12 protein-coding genes are annotated in these 17,380 nt (G+C 56.5%); 3 read left to right on the forward strand and 9 right to left on the reverse strand.

Annotation, left to right across the window (positions count from 1 at the left end; all coding sequences use genetic code 11):
• Positions 1-10: 10 nt before the first annotated feature.
• The 6 genes from bcsC to bcsR are packed head-to-tail and all read right to left on the reverse strand — an operon-like array spanning position 11 to position 10,583.
• Complete coding sequence (bcsC, locus tag DEO48_RS21035) at positions 11-3,493, reverse strand: cellulose synthase complex outer membrane protein BcsC (protein WP_109846196.1); 3,483 nt, start codon at positions 3,491-3,493, stop codon at positions 11-13.
• Positions 3,475-4,581, reverse strand: a complete 1,107-nt coding sequence (gene bcsZ / locus DEO48_RS21040) for a cellulose synthase complex periplasmic endoglucanase BcsZ (protein WP_109846197.1) — start codon at positions 4,579-4,581, stop codon at positions 3,475-3,477. Before bcsZ ends, bcsC begins: the two co-directional genes overlap by 19 nt.
• Positions 4,582-4,587: 6 nt before the next feature.
• The gene (gene bcsB, locus DEO48_RS21045; protein WP_109846198.1) at positions 4,588-7,008 is read right to left on the reverse strand and encodes a cellulose biosynthesis cyclic di-GMP-binding regulatory protein BcsB; all 2,421 of its coding nucleotides are present in this window, start codon (positions 7,006-7,008) and stop codon (positions 4,588-4,590) included.
• 10 nt (positions 7,009-7,018) lie between these two features.
• Positions 7,019-9,634: a UDP-forming cellulose synthase catalytic subunit gene (bcsA, locus tag DEO48_RS21050; RefSeq protein WP_029740462.1), complete on the reverse strand. Its 2,616-nt coding sequence runs from the start codon at positions 9,632-9,634 to the stop codon at positions 7,019-7,021.
• A complete protein-coding gene (bcsQ, locus tag DEO48_RS21055; protein WP_023333774.1) occupies positions 9,631-10,383 on the reverse strand; it encodes a cellulose biosynthesis protein BcsQ in 753 nt (250 codons plus the stop codon). The genes bcsA and bcsQ overlap by 4 nt, the downstream gene beginning before the upstream one ends.
• A gap of 11 nt (positions 10,384-10,394) precedes the next feature.
• A complete protein-coding gene (gene bcsR / locus DEO48_RS21060) occupies positions 10,395-10,583 on the reverse strand; it encodes a cellulose biosynthesis protein BcsR (protein WP_008503237.1) in 189 nt (62 codons plus the stop codon).
• Positions 10,584-10,758: 175 nt separating this feature from the next.
• Here bcsR and bcsE point away from each other — a divergent pair, with 175 nt between their 5' ends.
• Genes bcsE through bcsG form a run of 3 tightly spaced genes read left to right on the forward strand, consistent with a single transcriptional unit; the run spans position 10,759 to position 14,184 of the window.
• Positions 10,759-12,321: a cellulose biosynthesis c-di-GMP-binding protein BcsE gene (bcsE, locus tag DEO48_RS21065; RefSeq protein ID WP_045404779.1), complete on the forward strand. Its 1,563-nt coding sequence runs from the start codon at positions 10,759-10,761 to the stop codon at positions 12,319-12,321.
• Positions 12,315-12,512: a cellulose biosynthesis protein BcsF gene (gene bcsF / locus DEO48_RS21070; RefSeq protein WP_024908822.1), complete on the forward strand. Its 198-nt coding sequence runs from the start codon at positions 12,315-12,317 to the stop codon at positions 12,510-12,512. Before bcsE ends, bcsF begins: the two co-directional genes overlap by 7 nt.
• A complete protein-coding gene (gene bcsG, locus DEO48_RS21075; RefSeq protein ID WP_023309595.1) occupies positions 12,505-14,184 on the forward strand; it encodes a cellulose biosynthesis protein BcsG in 1,680 nt (559 codons plus the stop codon). Before bcsF ends, bcsG begins: the two co-directional genes overlap by 8 nt.
• Before the next feature lie 48 nt (positions 14,185-14,232).
• On the opposite strand, the gene DEO48_RS21080 is transcribed toward bcsG, so the two are convergent.
• Genes DEO48_RS21080 through murB form a run of 3 tightly spaced genes read right to left on the reverse strand, consistent with a single transcriptional unit; the run spans position 14,233 to position 17,229 of the window.
• Complete coding sequence (locus DEO48_RS21080) at positions 14,233-15,225, reverse strand: glycosyl hydrolase family 8 (RefSeq protein ID WP_047173989.1); 993 nt, start codon at positions 15,223-15,225, stop codon at positions 14,233-14,235.
• Positions 15,226-15,241: 16 nt separating this feature from the next.
• Positions 15,242-16,204, reverse strand: a complete 963-nt coding sequence (gene birA / locus DEO48_RS21085) for a bifunctional biotin--[acetyl-CoA-carboxylase] ligase/biotin operon repressor BirA (protein WP_023309597.1) — start codon at positions 16,202-16,204, stop codon at positions 15,242-15,244.
• On the reverse strand, positions 16,201-17,229 hold the full coding sequence (murB, locus tag DEO48_RS21090) for a UDP-N-acetylmuramate dehydrogenase (RefSeq protein ID WP_109846199.1): 1,029 nt from the start codon (positions 17,227-17,229) through the stop codon (positions 16,201-16,203). Before murB ends, birA begins: the two co-directional genes overlap by 4 nt.
• Positions 17,230-17,380: the final 151 nt, after the last annotated feature.

A 17,380-nucleotide genomic window follows, 5' to 3' on the forward strand; every position in this document is an offset into this window, starting at 1 on the left:
GAAAATCCGATTACCAGTCCGCGTAAGGGATAAGCGGCTGCGGCGGTAAGTCCATATCGCCCTGCCAGCCTGCAGCAGAGTAACGCACATAGATCAGCGCATGGCTTGGGGTATAGTCTTTCGCTTCCTGAATATCCACGCCCATGCCCACAAACCAGTTGGACGTTACGCGGCGTTCGATAATGGCCCGCGCGGTATAACCCGTGCCTGAGGAGCTGCTGCCGGTTTCCATCGCGCCCCGGTCGGTATAGCGGTCTGGCTCATCGGTCGGGATCAGGTTCTGGATCGGGTAGCGCAGCTCGTCTTTGGTTTTAGAGTGAGACCAGGACACCGAGCCGCCCAGCTCCCAGGACCAGTTCTCCGTGCGTTTACGCCAGGTCACCGGCAGTGCGAAGGAGACATACTCCTGCGGGCTGTAGTAGCCGCCCTGACCCAGGGTATAACCGCTCAGGTCTTTGTCATAGTGCCAGAGCATATTGGAGACGCCGACCGTCAGGCGCTCGTTGTTTTTATTAATGAGCTTGTAGTAGTAACCCGTCATCCAGCGGACGCGCCAGTTATCTTCCACATTTTTACCCGTCAGCGTTTCCGCGTTCAGGCTTGACCAGACGCCGTTCGCTTCCCCTTTGTCATAGCTCATGCTTACGCCGCCACCGGTGGCACGTACGCCGCCCCAGGTGGTGCCGGTGTTAGTATCTTTTTGCCCGGCGAACGCCAGCAGGGAGCTGGAGATTGGGCGGCGATGGGCGTTAACGGTATAGCCGATGGGGCCCAGATCGCTGCTGTAGCTGATACCGCCCACCACGTCGACGACGTCAAAGCCCATTGGCGTAGTGCCAATATCCATCGCCCAGGTTTTATTCTGCCAGCCGACGGCGACGCTTGCGCCATTGTCGGACTGATGGGTGTTGCCGCTACACGGCGTTTCGTAGCAGGTCCCCCATTTTGGATCGTAGGTCCCGTTATTGTTATCAAATGAACCGGCGTCCATGTTGACCAGATCGCTTCTGAAGAACATGCGCCCGTCAGACAGCGGGGCATCCACCTGCAGCATGGTGGTGTGCGCTTTCAGGTCGGAATAGCCGCCCGTGCCGCTGGAGCCCCAGTAGTCATGCTGCAGCGTGACGTTAACATCCTGCTGACGGTACAAGTCACCGGCATCACTGCGCACGCCGCGCTTCAGCCAGTCGTCTTTTTCATCGTTACGCGTCAGGCGGGTGAAACTGTCGTTGTCGGCCGGACGCGTCGTGGTGATGCCCGTCGACACCATCGCGTCTTTATAGGTTTCCAGCGCCTGCTGAGGCTGCCCGTTTTGCGCCTGGAAACGCGCGGCATCACGTAACACCAGCGCGTTTTCCATGGAGCCGGGCTGCGATTTAGCCTGCGGAATGATTTTGTTGAAGGTCTGTTCTGCGGCAGCGGAATCGCCCAGGCCTGCCTGCGCCATCGCGATCCGGCGCTGCATGTTGAGCGACAGCGGCTGGCCGTTTTGCGCGGCGGGTAGTTTCGCCAGCTCTGCGCGCGCAGCGTCTTTGTCGCCTTGTGCACTGTAGATTTCGGTCAGGCCGAGGATCGCGTCTTCGTTCTGCGGTTCACGCTGCAGAACGGCGCTGTACGTCGTTTTCGCCGACGCCAGATCGCCACGCTGCTGCGCCCAGTCCGCCAGCGTCAGGTCGATGCGGGTGGAGGTTGGCTGCTGACGCAGAAGGTTTTCCGCCTCCTGCTCTTTGCCGCTGTCGCGCAGACGGTTGGCGGTTTCCAGCACCTGGTTGCTTTGCAGGCGGTCGGCAAGCTCCTGAATATTGCCGTTCCACTGGCTGCGCGGCAGCGTGTCCAGATGCGCCAGCGCGGCGCGGTCCTGATCGTTACCGGAAAGGTAGAGCCCGTTGGCATAAACCTGATCCGGGTCGGACGGTTTCTGGCTGGCGAGCTGACGCATCAGGGTATCCGCCTGGCTGCGCTGACCCGCGCTGTAGAGATCGCGCGAGAGACGATAGGTTATCCACACGTCGCCGGGAGAGAGTGCCAGACGACGACGCTGAATCTCTGCCGCCTGGGCGTATTTCCCCTGATTCTCCAGCTGTTCTGCCTGAGCGGAGAGCTGCTCGTTGGTCAGGCTGCGTTCAATATCATCAATGCTCCGACGCTGGCTGGCGGAGAGAGACTGGATAAACTGCGAGGCCTTCTCCGGGGACTGCGCGCGGTAAATATTGGCCAGGCCGCGGACCGCATTGCTGTTGCCGCTGTCCATACGCAGCGCCTGGCGATAGTAACGTTCCGCCGCGTCGTTATCTTTACGCGCCGCGGCGGCATCGCCCAGCCCCAGCACCGCATAACTGTCGGTATTGTCGATACCGCGCGCCTGCTGATAGTAACGCTCCGCTTGCGCAGGGTTATTCGCCTTCAGGGCCGCATCGCCCTGCTGGATCAGCAGCCAGTAGCGGTTGACCTTCAGCAAACTGTCCCATTTACCCCGGTTATCGCTCTGGGGATCGAGGGCAATCGCCTTTTCAAACTGCGCCACCGCGCGGGCGCGGTCGCCTTTCTGGGAATAAGCCTGGCCAAGGGCACCCACCGCTTCACTGTCGGCATGGTTGGCGCTGACGGCTTTTTGCAGCTCAGCCACCGCCTTACTCCCCTGCCCGGCATCCACCGCCGCCAGCCCTTCCGCTTTCGCGCGGAACGCCGGGTCAGCGAGCTGTTTTTGCTGTTCTTCGAGCTGCGCACGCGCCGCCGCGACGCTATCGCCGTCACTGAATACGCTCAGGTATTTTTGCAGCGCGCTGACGCTGGCGCTGCTGGCAGGCTGGCCTTTGATTTGGTCGTACCACATATCAGACGCCTGGCTGCGCCCGTTGGTCGATTTAGCCATCTCCTGCAATACCGCAAAGCCTTCATCACGGCGTCCGCTCTGGAACAAAAGCTGGGACAGCGTTGCCTGCAGCTGCGTATTTCCGGGGCTGCTGGTGTTGATTTTCTTGAGCTGGTTAATGGCCGCATTCCGGCGAGCAGGATCTTTCGCGACCACATTCCAGTATTCCGTCGCCACGTCACCGCCCGGCGGGTTGCCGTCAAACAGCTTGTCATAGGCTGCAATCGCCTCCTGCGTGTGTCCCGTGGTGGCGAGCAAACGCGCCTGCTGGAGCTGCTGGCGGCCATCCGGCGTGGACAGCAGCATCGTGTTGCGTGATGACTGGTATGCACTCGAGCCCGGCGCGATCCCTTTCAGACGATCCAGCTCTTTTTGCGCACCGGCGTTATCGCCCTGGCGCAGCAGGTAGCGAAAGCGTGCGGCAATGACGTCAGGGTTGTTCGGGTCAATCAGCTCAAGACGATAAAGCGACTGACGAACCAAATCCTCACGCTGTGTCGATTCGCCCAGCCGAACCTGTTCCAGCAGCTGTTTCTGCTGCGGAGAGTTGGCGGCCTCAGCCATCGGCATCAGTGCCAGGCCAAGCGATAAAGTGAGTAGATTTACTGTGAACTTGCGCATTCCTGGCCCCAATCCGGTATTAATTCACCTTTTGCGGTGAAGCGAAAACGATGCTGATCCCATCCTTGCCCAAAGAGAGTCAGCACGTAGCTGTAATAGGCATTATTATCGGGAAAATGGTCTGCAACGCGCTGGCGCTGAACCGCCTGGGCATCACGTTGTTGTAAAAACGGCAGCATGGCGGCAGAGAACCCGACCGGACCATTCCCGGTGCGTTTACCCGTCGCCACATCCACTTTCTCCGGCGGCACACCCCGTTTCATTGTCTTTGCCGCCATCGGCTGGAAGCGCGTCAGCAGCCGGGCTTTCTGAGGATCTTTATCACTCATCATTCCCACCCAGAGATAAACGCGGATGGCGTCGTAGCCGCCCACCAGCGATTTATCCTGCTGTAACCGCCAGCCTTTGTTTTTCTGATACTGAACCCAGTCCGGCGAAAAACCTTTCGGCGCGCTCTCCAGCAGCAGACGCTGATTGGTTTCACGAAGCTGGGTCCACGGGGGACCAAAGCGCGTGAAATAACTCGCTAACTGCGGAGGAAGATAGCTGGGGTTAAAACGCCAGACGTTTTCATCGGCAAAACCGACTTTACCGGGAAGCAGCATTGCGCCGAGCCCCGGCACTTTCACCACTTCCTCACTGACAATGCGTTTTAGCAGCGCCTTACCCGTGCGTGTATAGTCCGGATGTTTCCACAACCGGCCCGCTTCGAGCAGAGACCAGGCGATCCAGACATCGGCGTCAGAGGCGGAGTTGGTATCAATCACCGCCCACGTCTCTTTATCTTTCTGGCCCCATAGCCAGGCGGGCAGGTTGTCGTTGAGATTGCCGCTGGCAAGATTATCGCGCGTCCAGGTCAGCAGCTGGTCAAACGCGCTGCGATCGTTCGCCGTAAGGGCAAAGAACAAGGCGTAGCTTTGCCCTTCCGAGGTCGTAATTTTGCGCGTGTCGCTGGGATCAACGACACGCCCGCCCTCACTGATGTAGTCCTTTTTAAACTGCTCCCAGGCAGGCCAGGTACAGGCGGCGCGAAGAGGAAGCACCGCCAGCATCACCGCTGCTAATACACACCAGCGAAAGGCTTTCATCACATCTTACTCATCCGGGTTCAGGCGACGACGGCTGATGATTCGCAGCAGACGCCACAGCACCCATGCCAGCAAGACCACGCTGACCGCCGCCAGGATGGCGAGCAGAACCGGATGGTTAGCCAGCGCATACCACAGGCGTTCGAACCACGGCAGATGGCCCACGTAGTACACGTCGCCCACGCGCAGGCTATTGACGCCGGACTCACGGATCACCGAAACGGAACCAAACATCGCGGCACGTTTACCGCTGTCGTTCATAGCCGTATTGAGCAGTTCATACCCGCGTGGGCTATCCGCCAGGAGAGCCACCACGCTACGCTGTTCGTTGTAAGGTGACTGGAAGCCCACCACCGCGGCCATTGCCCCCTGAGACGTTACGGTCGTCTGCGCGCTGGCCTGACGGTCGTTCATATCCGGCATAATGCTCGGGAACTCGGTCTGACGCAGCGGCGTGTTAACCCAGGACTGGGCCGCTTTCACCAGCAGGTCGATACGTTTGTCATCCTTCAGCTTATCCGGAATGGTACCGATCACCATGATGTCAGCGTCTTTGTTCTGAATCTGACTGCCATCGTCCGTCAACGTGACGTTAATCGCCGGTAATCCCGTCTGTCCCCCAACGGTCGCCATGGTATCCAGCAGGGTCGTGACCTGCCCTTCGCTTGGCGCTTTTGGCATCACAACGATGGACTCAGAAAGATCGGCCATGCGGCTGAACGGGAAGCCCGCGTTAGCAAAGGCGCGCAGATCCGGCATCGCCAGGAAGTGATAGTACTTCGAGAAGTCGATGGTCGACTCATCGCCAATCACAACGTGGTTCTGTACGGGCTGGAAGGTGATGCAGTTTTCCGCCGAACCGCCAGGCATCGGGTTCATGTACTGGAAGTCGAAGCGCAGCTGGTTTATCGCACCCAGCTTCAGTGCCGGGATTGAGACATCCGTTTTGCCATCCAGAAGACCCTGCAGCACCGGCAGGCGAAGCATCAGGCGGTTAGTATCCTGCGTGCTTTGCAGGCTGAAGGATTGCAGGAACTGGTTGTTCAGGCTGATATCCATGCGCGAGCTGTCTTTGGTCGCTGGCGCGGTATAACGGTAGTTCAGATTGATATCAATGCCGTTGGTGCGCAGCAGGTACAGATCCGGCGGCAAATTCAGTGACAGGCTAATCGGCGCTGGCTCAAGCCCCGTCGCCTGCAGCTGTTCTTCATAGGTTTTCAGCTCGCCAAATGTCACCGCCCGGTCGGTACGCACCCAGTTTGGCGCATCATAAGGTTTACGCGCCAGCAGCGGTTTCACCTCATCCACCACCACGCTGTCACCGCGGAAAAGGACGTTGCCCTGGGCAATGGCTTTTGCGGCCTGCACCAGATCTTTATCGTCGCGGCCAAACACCACCAGCAGCTTCACGTACGGGTTTTCCGGGTGGCTTATCATCTCAACGGTTGGCGCTTTGACGTCCGGATGATCGCGCAGGAAGGCCGGGCGTTTCGCGTTGGTCGCAAACACAATGGCATTTCTGTCCGGCAGTTTGTCATACATCGCCGGGAAGCTCTGTCCACGCCAGCCAGCACGTGAACCAAACCAGGACGCCACAATGGTGGCCGCCAGCTGCTCGGTCACGTCCGGGGATGATGCAAACACCATCGGCAGCGTGAGCGGACGGTTATCACGCGGATCGAAGAACGGAACCGGGAATGCCGAGAGATCGTTTTTCAGCGCCAGCGACTGGTAGGTCATCTGCAGCGAGGAGTTACGCCCGACGTCCATCCACAGCGTGTTGCTGGCCGGGTTTTCGCAGACATCGCGGTAGTGACCGACAAATTCCAGACGGATACGGTTAAAGTCGGTGATGAACAGCGGGTTAATCGGCACCTGCGCCTGGGTTTTCTTGCCCAGCTGCTCTTTGGTGACCGGCAGTACGTCCATCAGCTCATCATTCAGGTAAACCTTCAGCTGAGACTGTGTCGGCAGCAGGGACGGCGACGGCGTGTATTCAAGGTTCAGCACCGCATTAGAGACGACCTCATCGCTGCGCATGCCAAACTCAATGCCGCCGTTAGGGTTGATGCCGCGCAGCACCATACTCCCCGGAGGCGGTGCAATTTGCGCGAAGGTCAGCTTCACGTCCCGCGACGGCGCATTGTCCGCAACGACGGGCGCATTCGCCCCCCGGACGCCCGGCATCACCTGCCCGATGACCTGGCCGTCTGCCGGCAGGGTGTTCCCCTCCGTTGGCTGGTTCGGCATGATATTTTCTGTTTGACCAGGTGCCGCGGTGACAACCGGATCGGTTGCCTGCGCGACGACAGGTACCGTTGGCGCAGGCGTTGCCGCCGCGTTACCAGGAGCTGCGTTAGCCATTGTTGCGGGGAGGACATTCATCCCCATTGCCACTGCACATAACCAGGAAAGTTTTGTTTTCATCGCGTTATCATCATTGTTGAGCCATAACCGGGTCCGCCTGCTTCGCCTCATCCCGCTCAGGACGACGAGGAATGAACGACACGACCCAGGAAACCAGCGAAGTAAGTGACCGGAAAATTAATTTCACCGACGACGGGGCGAATTCTGCAAGGTGACGATAGCCACGGAACCCCAGCTTCAGAATATCCAGCAGGCTTTCCAGAGGTTTATCTTCCGGGAAGCTGTCCTGCCAGAGAGCCCACGTATCCGCGCGGGCAAACGTACACTGCACAAAATCGATATGTTGCTTTTTGGTCAACGGCATCAGCTGCAAACCGACTTCATTGCCCGCCACGCGCACAACCTGCGTCGGGAAGACATACTCCTGCTGGCCGCGCTTAAGCAGCAGGTTAACTTTCTGGCCTTCCAGCACCTTCGCCTGGCCGTTGATTTTGATCCCCAGACCACCGTCAGAGAAGTCGTGCACGGTACAGGAGAAGAGATGGCCATCTTCACGGGCGATCGCCGCAGGCATGCAGATTTCAACGCGATGCGCACGACGAACCTGCTTGCTCTCCACCGACACCGCTACCGCGCCGCCGAGGATAATCAGGTTGTAGAAGACCCAGGCCATACTCACAAAGACGGTCAGGATTTCGTTTTCCGGGCCGTAGAAGTAACGCCAGATACCGGCGATGACGCCAACGATATTCAGCAATACCAGGAAGATATACGGACGGGAAATCACCCAGTCGACGTACTCTTCTTCTACAAGGCCGCCCTTGGCGGTGACGTTAAATTTCCCTTTGTGCGGGTTAATCAGCGCCACCATCGTCGGCGGCGCGATATACCAGGCCAGCACCGTTTCGTAGATTTCACTCCAGAAGGAATGGCGGTATTTACCCTGTATCTTCGAGTTCGTCAGGCTCGCGTGGATCATGTGCGGCAGAACAAACAGCGCAATCATCAGCGCCGGGGCGTAAATGATATAAGCGTGAAGGAGCAGGAACGCCAGCGGCGCGGTCAGGAAGATCAGCCGCGGGATGCCGGATAAGAAGTGGAACATGGCGTTAACGTAGCAGAGACGTTGCGCCAGCTTGAGCCCTTTCCCAATCAGTGGGTTATCGAGACGGAAAATCTGCACCATGCCGCGCGCCCAGCGAATACGCTGACCAATGTGCGCCGACAGAGACTCCGTTGCCAGACCGGCAGCCTGCGGAATACGCATATACGCCGAGGTATAGCCACGACGGTGCAGGCGCAAAGAGGTGTGCGCATCTTCAGTGACCGTTTCGACGGCGATACCGCCAATTTCATCCAGCGGCTTACGGCGGATAACCGCACAGGAACCGCAGAAGAAGGTGGCATCCCACATGTCGTTTCCGTCCTGCACCAGGCCATAGAACAGCGTGCCTTCGTTCGGGGTTTTGCGGAAGCGGCCAAGGTTACGTTCAAACGGATCCGGCGAGAAGAAGTGGTGCGGCGTCTGCATCATCGCCAGCTCTTTCTCCTTCAGGAACCAGCCCATGGTCATCTGCAGGAACGAGCGCGTCGGCACGTGGTCACAGTCAAAGATCGAGACAAACTCCCCTGTGGCATACTTCAACGCGTTGTTGATGTTCCCGGCTTTCGCATGCTCGTGAGTCGGACGGGCGATGTACTCGACGCCAACCTCTTCTGCGAACTGGCGGAACGCCGGACGGTTGCCGTCATCCAGGATCCAGACCTTGAGCTTGTCTTTCGGCCAGTCGATGCCCAGCGCGGCATAAATGGTATTTTTCACCACGCTCAGATCTTCGTTGTAGGTCGGTACAAAGAGATCAACAGACGGCCACTGCGCGGTGTCTTTAGGCAGCGGAACCGGCTGGCGGTTGAGCGGCCAAATGACCTGGAAATAGCCCAGCACCAGCACGATCCAGGCGTAGGTTTCGGCAAACAGCAGCACCAGGCCGCACACCAGGCTGACCGGGTCGTCCCAGTTCAGGGTTGAGGTATAACGCCACCAGATGTAGCGACAGGAGACGGTCAGCGACAGCACAATCAGCATCAGCGCCGAGAAGCGGCCCGGAATACGGCGGACCAGCAGCGCCACGCCCCACAGCAGTATCAGGAAGGTGAACTGTGCCAGAGGGTTGAAAGGTTGCGTAATACAGACCAGCGCCAGAATGAGCGAGAACACGACGATCACGCCGAGGATAAAACGCCGCAGGCCCGGGTGAAGATGCCCGAGCTCTTTATGGTTATCCAGATGGCTGGTCTTATCGCTTACGCTGTTGGGCAGTCTGTCCAGCCACTGGTGGTAGCGCTCACGTAACTGCTGGACGCGGGAGAAGCTGCGCCAGTGCGGCGTTATTTTCTCTGAGCGGGATGACGTGACCACCAGCCAGATGGCCTGAATGAGATAGCGCGCCGGATCCAAAGGACGCGGCCGGTTGGGATTAATGTGCGGATACAGCTCACTGTGCCGGGCACGTATGCGCTGCCAGCGCGGGTGTTCGAGTGGAATAAACATCCAGGCCAGAATCATCCAGAAACAGCCGAGCGCGGCGCTGAATGCCGAAGCACCGTGCCGGCGGAAATGCCGGTAATGTTCGCTCAAACGCGAACTGACCGGTGGGATGAGTAACCAGCTGGCGAGACGACTCATACAGAACTCCCTGCATGCTCCGCCCTGTTGGCGAAGTTCAGCAGACACCAGTTAGCCAGCGTCAGGATCTCTTCTGCCGCCAGTGAATCGCTGCGGTATTCGCCGAGCGGTTGCTTAGACGCAAGGCATTCCGCCATCCCCTCATCACGATGGATGACAATGGGAAGCAGACGGCGCTGGCTTTGCAGCCAGACCTGATACAGATCGTCCTGGATCTGGCTGCCAATGCGCAAATCGTTAATCAGAAGGTGAGCGTTCTGAGGCAGCCCCTGCTGATGCAGGCGGATATGGCAGTTCGCATCGACGTTGACGATGGAAAGTATATGATCGCACTGGGCGATAAGCTGTCGGGTCAGCGTGCCGGCGCCGTGCGGCAGATCCAGCAGGATCCACTTGTAGTGTCCCTTTTCTTTCAGGGTTTGCAGCGCCAGCGTGAACTGCGAAAACAGGCGCTGATACGCGGCTTCATTCTCGCGTTCCGTGGTGGTCAGTTGCCCAAACGGCAGCAGATCGAGCTGGGAGGTATAGCGCATCCCTGCATCCTGCCAGTCTTTATCATCAAGCAGTGCCCGGGCCCAGCCCTCTTCACGAGAAAAGTCGACGTTAAACGACATACGCAACAAATTATCGGCGCAGGCGTCAATAACCAGCACCGATTCACCTAAAAGCTGTAATGACCACGCCAGCGCCGCGGTAACTGATGTGGTACCCACACCGCCACGGACACCCTGTAATCCGAGTATGGCCATCAATGGCTCCCTTATTGTTGATGGGCGAATTCAGCTAATAACGGCCAGCGTTTAATAGCCGCAGCCAACTGTTCCCGCTGGGAAATATCGGTGTAATCTATTTCAGGTAAAGAAAAGGCCTGCGTCAGCGCCAGAAAATCGTTTTGGAATGTGTAACCCAGAGTCGAGTCGACTGGGGTTCCAGGTTCGTTATTATCCATTCTTTTTCCATCCCTTTAAGTAAAATCGCACGCTAAAGAAGTTGCGGGGCTTCCTGCCCTGACAAATTTCATTTACATGCTAAATCTGATGTTCTTTAATTTCAATGTTAGGTTTATTTCTACGCTTTCGCTAGTAAACTGAGATACAGATAAATTAGACGAAAAGAGGGACACCGTGGACTCCATATTTTCTATTGGCATCCAGTCATTATGGGACGAATTGAGCCACATGCCAGTCGGAGGAGTCTGGTGGATTAATACGGACCGTAATGAAGATGCTATCAGTCTGGTAAACCAGACAATTGCTGCTCAGGATAAGGATTCCCGCGTGGCCGTCATTAGCATGGGCGAAGATCCGAAGAAAATTATTACGCTTGAAAGTGGTCGCGGCCCCCAGACGGTGCGATTATTTTCCATGACATCGGAAGCCGATAGTCTATACTTTTTGTCCCGCGACGTTCAGTGCTCTATTGATCCGGATCACTATTTAGTGATTCTGAAATGCGCAAATAACGTCCTGCAAAATATGCCCGCTGAAAAACTGCTGCCTTGGCTGGAAAAAATCAATAAATGGGCAAAATTTCAAAATTGCACGCTATTGATAGTCAATCCCGGCAGTAATAATGACAAGCTGTTTTCACTTTTAATGGGCGAATATCGCTCCCTGTTCGGCCTGGCAAGCGTTCGTGACCAGGCGGGCAGCTATCTCTACGATATTGCATTCTGGTGTAATGAAAAAGGCGTGAGTGCCAGGCAACAGCTTACGCTGAAACATATCGAGGGCGAGTGGCACCTGGCGCAGCAGGAAGAAACCGTGGTGCAGCCGCGCAGTGATGAAAAACGCATCCTGAGCCATATCGCGGTTTTAGAGGGGGCACCCGCCCTGTCGGAAAACTGGACGCTGTTTGAATCTAACGAAGCCCTTTTCCATGAAGCCCGCACAACCCAGGCGGCAACCCTTATTTTCTCGCTGATGCAGAATAACCAGATTGAGACGCTGGCACGGCAAATCCACACCTTACGCCGCCAGCGCGGCAGTGCGTTGAAAATCATCGTGCGCGAAAATAATACCAGCCTGCGCGCCACCGATGAGCGCCTGCTTCTGGGCTGCGGCGCCAATATGGTTATTCCCTGGAATGCGCCGTTGTCACGCTGCCTGACGCTTATCGAAAGCGTTCAGGGCCAGCAGTTTAGCCGCCACGTACCGGAAGATATTTCCACGCTGCTCTCCATGACGCAGCCGATGAAGCTGCGTGGGTACCAAAAATGGGATACCTTCTGCGACGCCGTGGGCAACATGATGAACAACACGCTTCTACCTGCTGATGGAAAAGGGGTTATGGTTGCCCTGCGTCCTGTACCGGGTATTCGCGTTGAACAGGCTCTCACCTTATGTCGCCCGAACCGTACAGGGGACATCATGACCATTGGCGACAATCGCCTGGTGCTGTTTTTGTCCTTCTGCCGGGTAAACGATCTCGATACGGCGCTTAACCACATCTTCCCCCTGCCTACAGGGGATATTTTCTCGAACCGTATGATTTGGTTCGAAGATAATACGATTAGCGCGGAGCTGGTGCAGATGCGTGCGCTCCAGCCTGAACAATGGGCCAAACCGCTCGCAATCAAGAGCGATGCCAAACCGATTCTCAACGCCAGACATGATGGACACGTCTGGCGTCGGGTTCCGGAACCCCTTCGCTTATTAACAGACAACGCGGAGAACGCATCATCATGAACATCAGCGATATCATTCAACTGGTTATATTCTGTGCGCTGATCTTTTTCCCGCTTGGCTACTATGCGCGCCATTCCATACGCCGTATCCGTGATACGGCCAGAGTGCTGTTTATTAAACCTCGCTATGTAAAACCAGCCGGAACACTGACACGGGCATCACACGTCAAGGCAGACCGAAAACATGACTAATTCTACCTATACCGCTTCGTCACCCTCGCCGCTCTGGCAATACTGGCGCGGCCTTTCCGGCTGGAACTTCTACTTTCTGGTGAAGTTTGGCCTGCTGTGGGCAGGCTATCTGAATTTCCATCCCCTTCTCAACCTGGTGTTTATGGCCTTCCTGCTGATGCCGCTGCCGAATATCAGGCTACATCGCTTGCGCCACTGGGTCGCTATACCTGTCGGCTTTGCGCTGTTCTGGCATGATACCTGGCTACCGGGGCCGGACAGCATTATGAGCCAGGGGTCCCAAGTGGCGGGCTTTAGCGCCAGCTATGTCCTCGATCTGACCGAGCGCTTTATTAACTGGCAGATGATTGGCGCGGTGTTTGTTCTGCTGGTTGCCTGGCTGTTCCTGTCACAGTGGATCCGCGTCACGGTGTTTGTCGTCGCGATTATGATCTGGCTTAACGTGCTGACGCTGGCTGGGCCGAACTTTTCGCTGTGGCCTGCCGGTCAACCGACCACCACGGTGACTACCACAGGGGGAAGCGCGGCGGCAACCGTCACAACGGCAGGCGATACGCCTGTGGTGGGCGATATCCCAACCCAGACCGCACCGCCAACCTCAACCAACCTGAACGCCTGGCTCTCCAGTTTCTATACCGCGGAAGACAAGCGACAGACTAAATTCCCGGATGCGCTGCCGGCGGATGCTCAGCCGTTTGAACTTCTGGTGATCAACATCTGCTCTCTCTCCTGGGCTGACGTGGACGCCGCCGGTTTGATGTCTCATCCGCTGTGGTCACACTTCGATATTCAGTTTAAAGATTTCAACTCTGCCACCTCGTACAGCGGCCCGGCGGCGATCCGCCTGCTGCGTGCAAGCTGCGGTCAGACATCGCATAAAAACCTGTATCAACCCGCCGGCAACCAGTGTTATCTGTTCGATAACCTCGCAAAGCTGGGCTTTACGCAGCACCTGATGCTGGGGCATAACGGCCAGTTCGGTAACTTCCTGAAAGAGGTGCGCGAACAGGGCGGCATGCAGGCACCGCTGATGGATCAAACCGGTCTTCCTGTCTCTCTGCTGGGCTTCGACGGTTCGCCCGTTTATGACGATACTGCCGTCCTGCAGCGCTGGCTGCAGACCATCGAAAAAGACAGTAATCCGCGCAGCGCGACGTTCTTTAACACCCTGCCGCTCCACGACGGTAACCATTTCCCGGGCGTGAGCAAAACGGCTGATTATAAAGTGCGTGCGCAGAAGTTCTTTGACGAGCTGGACGCGTTCTTCACGGAGCTGGAAAAATCAGGCCGTAAAGTAATGGTGGTTGTGGTGCCTGAGCACGGTGGTGCGCTGAAAGGTGACAGAATGCAGGTGTCGGGTCTGCGTGATATCCCAAGCCCGTCCATCACTAACGTACCTGCAGGCATTAAATTCTTTGGGATGAAGGCACCGCATCAGGGCGCACCGATTGAGATTACACAGCCAACCAGCTATCTGGCCATCTCAGAGCTGGTTGCCCGCGCCGTTGACGGGAAGCTGTTTGTGGAAGATAGCGTGAACTGGGATCAGCTCACCAGCAAACTGCCGCAAACGGCAGAAGTCTCAGAGAACGCTAACGCGGTCGTCATTCAGTATCAGAACAAACCGTACGTTCGCCTGAACGGCGGGGATTGGGTACCGTATCCGCAGTAACAAGGTATGACGTCCCTCTCCCCATCGGGGAGAGGGACTATCTCGACATTATTGCTGGGCGATCCACACCAGCATTTTCAGACTTGCCGAATAGTAGTCGTCTTTAGCGGTGATTTCGGGTTCACCGGAAGACTGCCCCATCGTGAAATCACGTACAGCCAGCAGGCCGCCTTCCATCATGTAGGGCGCATATTCGTTGGTCGTCACGTTAACCCAGGCGGGCGTTTGTTCCCGGGGAAACTGTCCGAACCAGGCCTTCCACGGCGTCAGCAGCGGGCTCTGCTTATCAGACCAGGCAACGTACAGCGGAACACGAATCGCGTCATAGCTCATTCGCGGTGGCCAGCCTTTTGCGGGAGCCAGCTTGCCACCTGATGCCAGTGAAACCCAATCAGTGGGCAGATTCGCTTTACCCGAGCCCATTTTCCCCAGCAGGCGTTTCCCGTCCTTAATCAAATCTCGCCAGACCGGCAAATGACTGCGTCTGGAGAAGGCCTGCCAGGCCGGAAACACGAAATAGGAAGGATTGAGGACCACTTCACCCTCAAGCTTAAACCCCTGGACGCCGGGCAGCATCACGCGGTAACCGGCATAGCGGATCACGCTGTGGTCAATCAGTGCTTTTGTAATTGCATCCGATGCGGCGCTGTAGCGTTTGTCATGCCAGCGGGCGTCGGCTTTCAGCAACGCCCAGGCAATCAGCACGTCGCCATCGGCAGCGTTGTTTTTGTCGGCGACCGGGTTGGACTCTGCGGGATTATAGCGCCAGTAAAACAGACCATTTTCTTTGTTCTTCAGCTGACTGTCTGTCCATTGCCAGAGCTTATCGAACGTGGCTTTATCGTCGTTGGCCACCGCCATCAGCATGGCAAAACCCTGACCTTCCGTATGCGACACGCCGCCATTACCGGTATCAACAATGCGGCCTTCCGGTTTGAAAAAGCGGGCCTTGTAACTCTCCCAGGCCCGATCCGCATGAGAGAGAGGCGAGAACAGCAGACTCATCATGACGGCCAGCGTTGCGCACACGGGTTTTCGCATAATTAACTCGATCCGGTTATTCGGCACTTCGCAGTGAAATCTCACCGCCCATCCAGGGTTTAGTCACGCCATCCTGCTCCAGGAGCAGCGCGCCCTGTGCGTCAATACCGCGTGAAGTCCCGTAGATCTCTTTATCACCAATCAGCAGTTTCACCGGGCGGTTAATGAAGTTATCCAGCTTTTCCCAACGAGACAGGAACGGTGCCAGCCCTTCCTGCTCAAAAAGCGTGAGTGAACTGCGCAACTCTTTAATCATACGCACGGCAAGGGTGTTACGATCGATGACGATCCCCGCCTCCTGGAGGTTAGTCCAGGCCTGATTCACCACATCATTTTGTACATTGCGCATCACCATGTTGAGGCCTGCGCCAATGACGATTTGCGCCGCATCGCCCGTTTTTCCCGTCAGTTCGACCAAAATGCCAGCAAGTTTACGATCGTTGAGGTAGAGGTCATTAGGCCACTTAACACGTACTTTATCCGCCCCCAAATCGTGCAGCACTTCCGCCATGACGATGCCGATGACCAGACTCAGGCCAATAGCAGCGGCCGGGCCCTGATCGAGTCGCCAGTACATAGACAAATAGAGGTTAGCGCCAAATGGCGAAAACCATTTGCGACCGCGACGGCCGCGACCGGCCTGTTGATATTCAGCAACGCAGGCATCGCCGGATGTCAGCTCAGGCAGACGATCCAGAAGATACTGGTTCGTCGAATCAATCACCGGAAGCACCGCAACATTGCCGTGTCCGATCTGGCTGCGGATCGTTTCTTCATTCAGCAATTGAATCGGCTCCGGCAGGCTGTAGCCTTTTCCAGGAACCGTGAACACATCAACACCCCAGTCGCGAAGCGTATGGATATGTTTATTGATAGCAGCACGGCTCATGCCAAGCTGTTCACCCAGCTGCTCGCCAGAATGAAACTCACCGTCAGCAAGGATGCCAATCAGGGTTAAGGGAATGGTATTGTCCTTCACGCGATAGTCTCCACGGCATTAACTTCACCTGTGCAGCCAATGAAGCGAACTTCTGGCTCCAGCCAGACGTTAAATTTTTCGCCCACACGCTGACGAACATAATGAGCCAGCTGTACAACATCATCGCTGGTCGCATCGTGCTGATTAATCAGCACCAGAGCCTGCTGCTGGTGAACGGCAGCACCGCCTACTGAAGTGCCTTTTAGCTGGCATTGATCGATAAGCCATCCTGCGGCAAGCTTCACGCTGCCATCCGCCTGAGGGTAATGTGGCGCGGCTGGCCATCCTTCAAGAAAGACTTTTGCATTTTCGCTGCTGATAACCGGGTTTTTGAAGAAACTTCCTGCGTTTCCGTTTACTTTTGGATCGGGAAGTTTGGTCATCCGCATATGGCAAACGGAATCAAAAACGTCGCGGGCGGTTACGGTAGCCGGATCGAGACGCGTTAAATCTCCGTAGGTCAACACGGGCTGCCAGTTCTTCAACAGGCGCAGGCCCACGGCGACAATCACGTAGCGATCCTGATATTCATGCTTGAAGATACTGTCACGATAGCCAAACCGGCACTGTTCCGCCGTTAAACGCTTAGCCGTTCCGGTCGCCAGTTCGATGCAGTCGACATATTCGCAGACATGTTTCAGTTCGATGCCGTAGGCACCGATGTTTTGAATAGGTGACGATCCGGCGCAGCCTGGAATAAGCGCAAGGTTTTCCAGGCCCGGCATCCCTTTTTCGAGGGTGAATTGCACCAGATGATGCCAGTTTTCACCGGCCCCCACGTGCAGGTGCCAGCTATCGGCACGCTCTTCAACATCAATCCCCATGATGCGGTTAACGATCACCGTTCCCGCAAAATCATCGAGAAACAGGACATTACTTCCTTCGCCCAGAATCAGTACGGGTTCGTTATTTTCTGTTGCGCTTTGCCATGCATCCAGCAGTTGCTGTGCATTATCGGCACGAACAATTTGTTTAGCATTGCGTTGAATGCCAAAGGTATTCCAGGGCTTAAGGGAGTGGTTCATAGACGCTATCCTGATGCAAAAACGCAGGTAGTTTACCGTATAAGCAGGGCGTTGGGGGATTAGTTTGTGCAGCGTATAAACGCAAAAAGGCCATCCTTTCGGATGGCCTCTCTACTTATTTGATGCCTGGCAGTTCCCTACTCTCACATGG

Origin of the sequence: Enterobacter sp. CGMCC 5087 (assembly GCF_003144775.1) — a bacterium.
Lineage (GTDB): Bacteria > Pseudomonadota > Gammaproteobacteria > Enterobacterales > Enterobacteriaceae > Enterobacter > Enterobacter cloacae_M.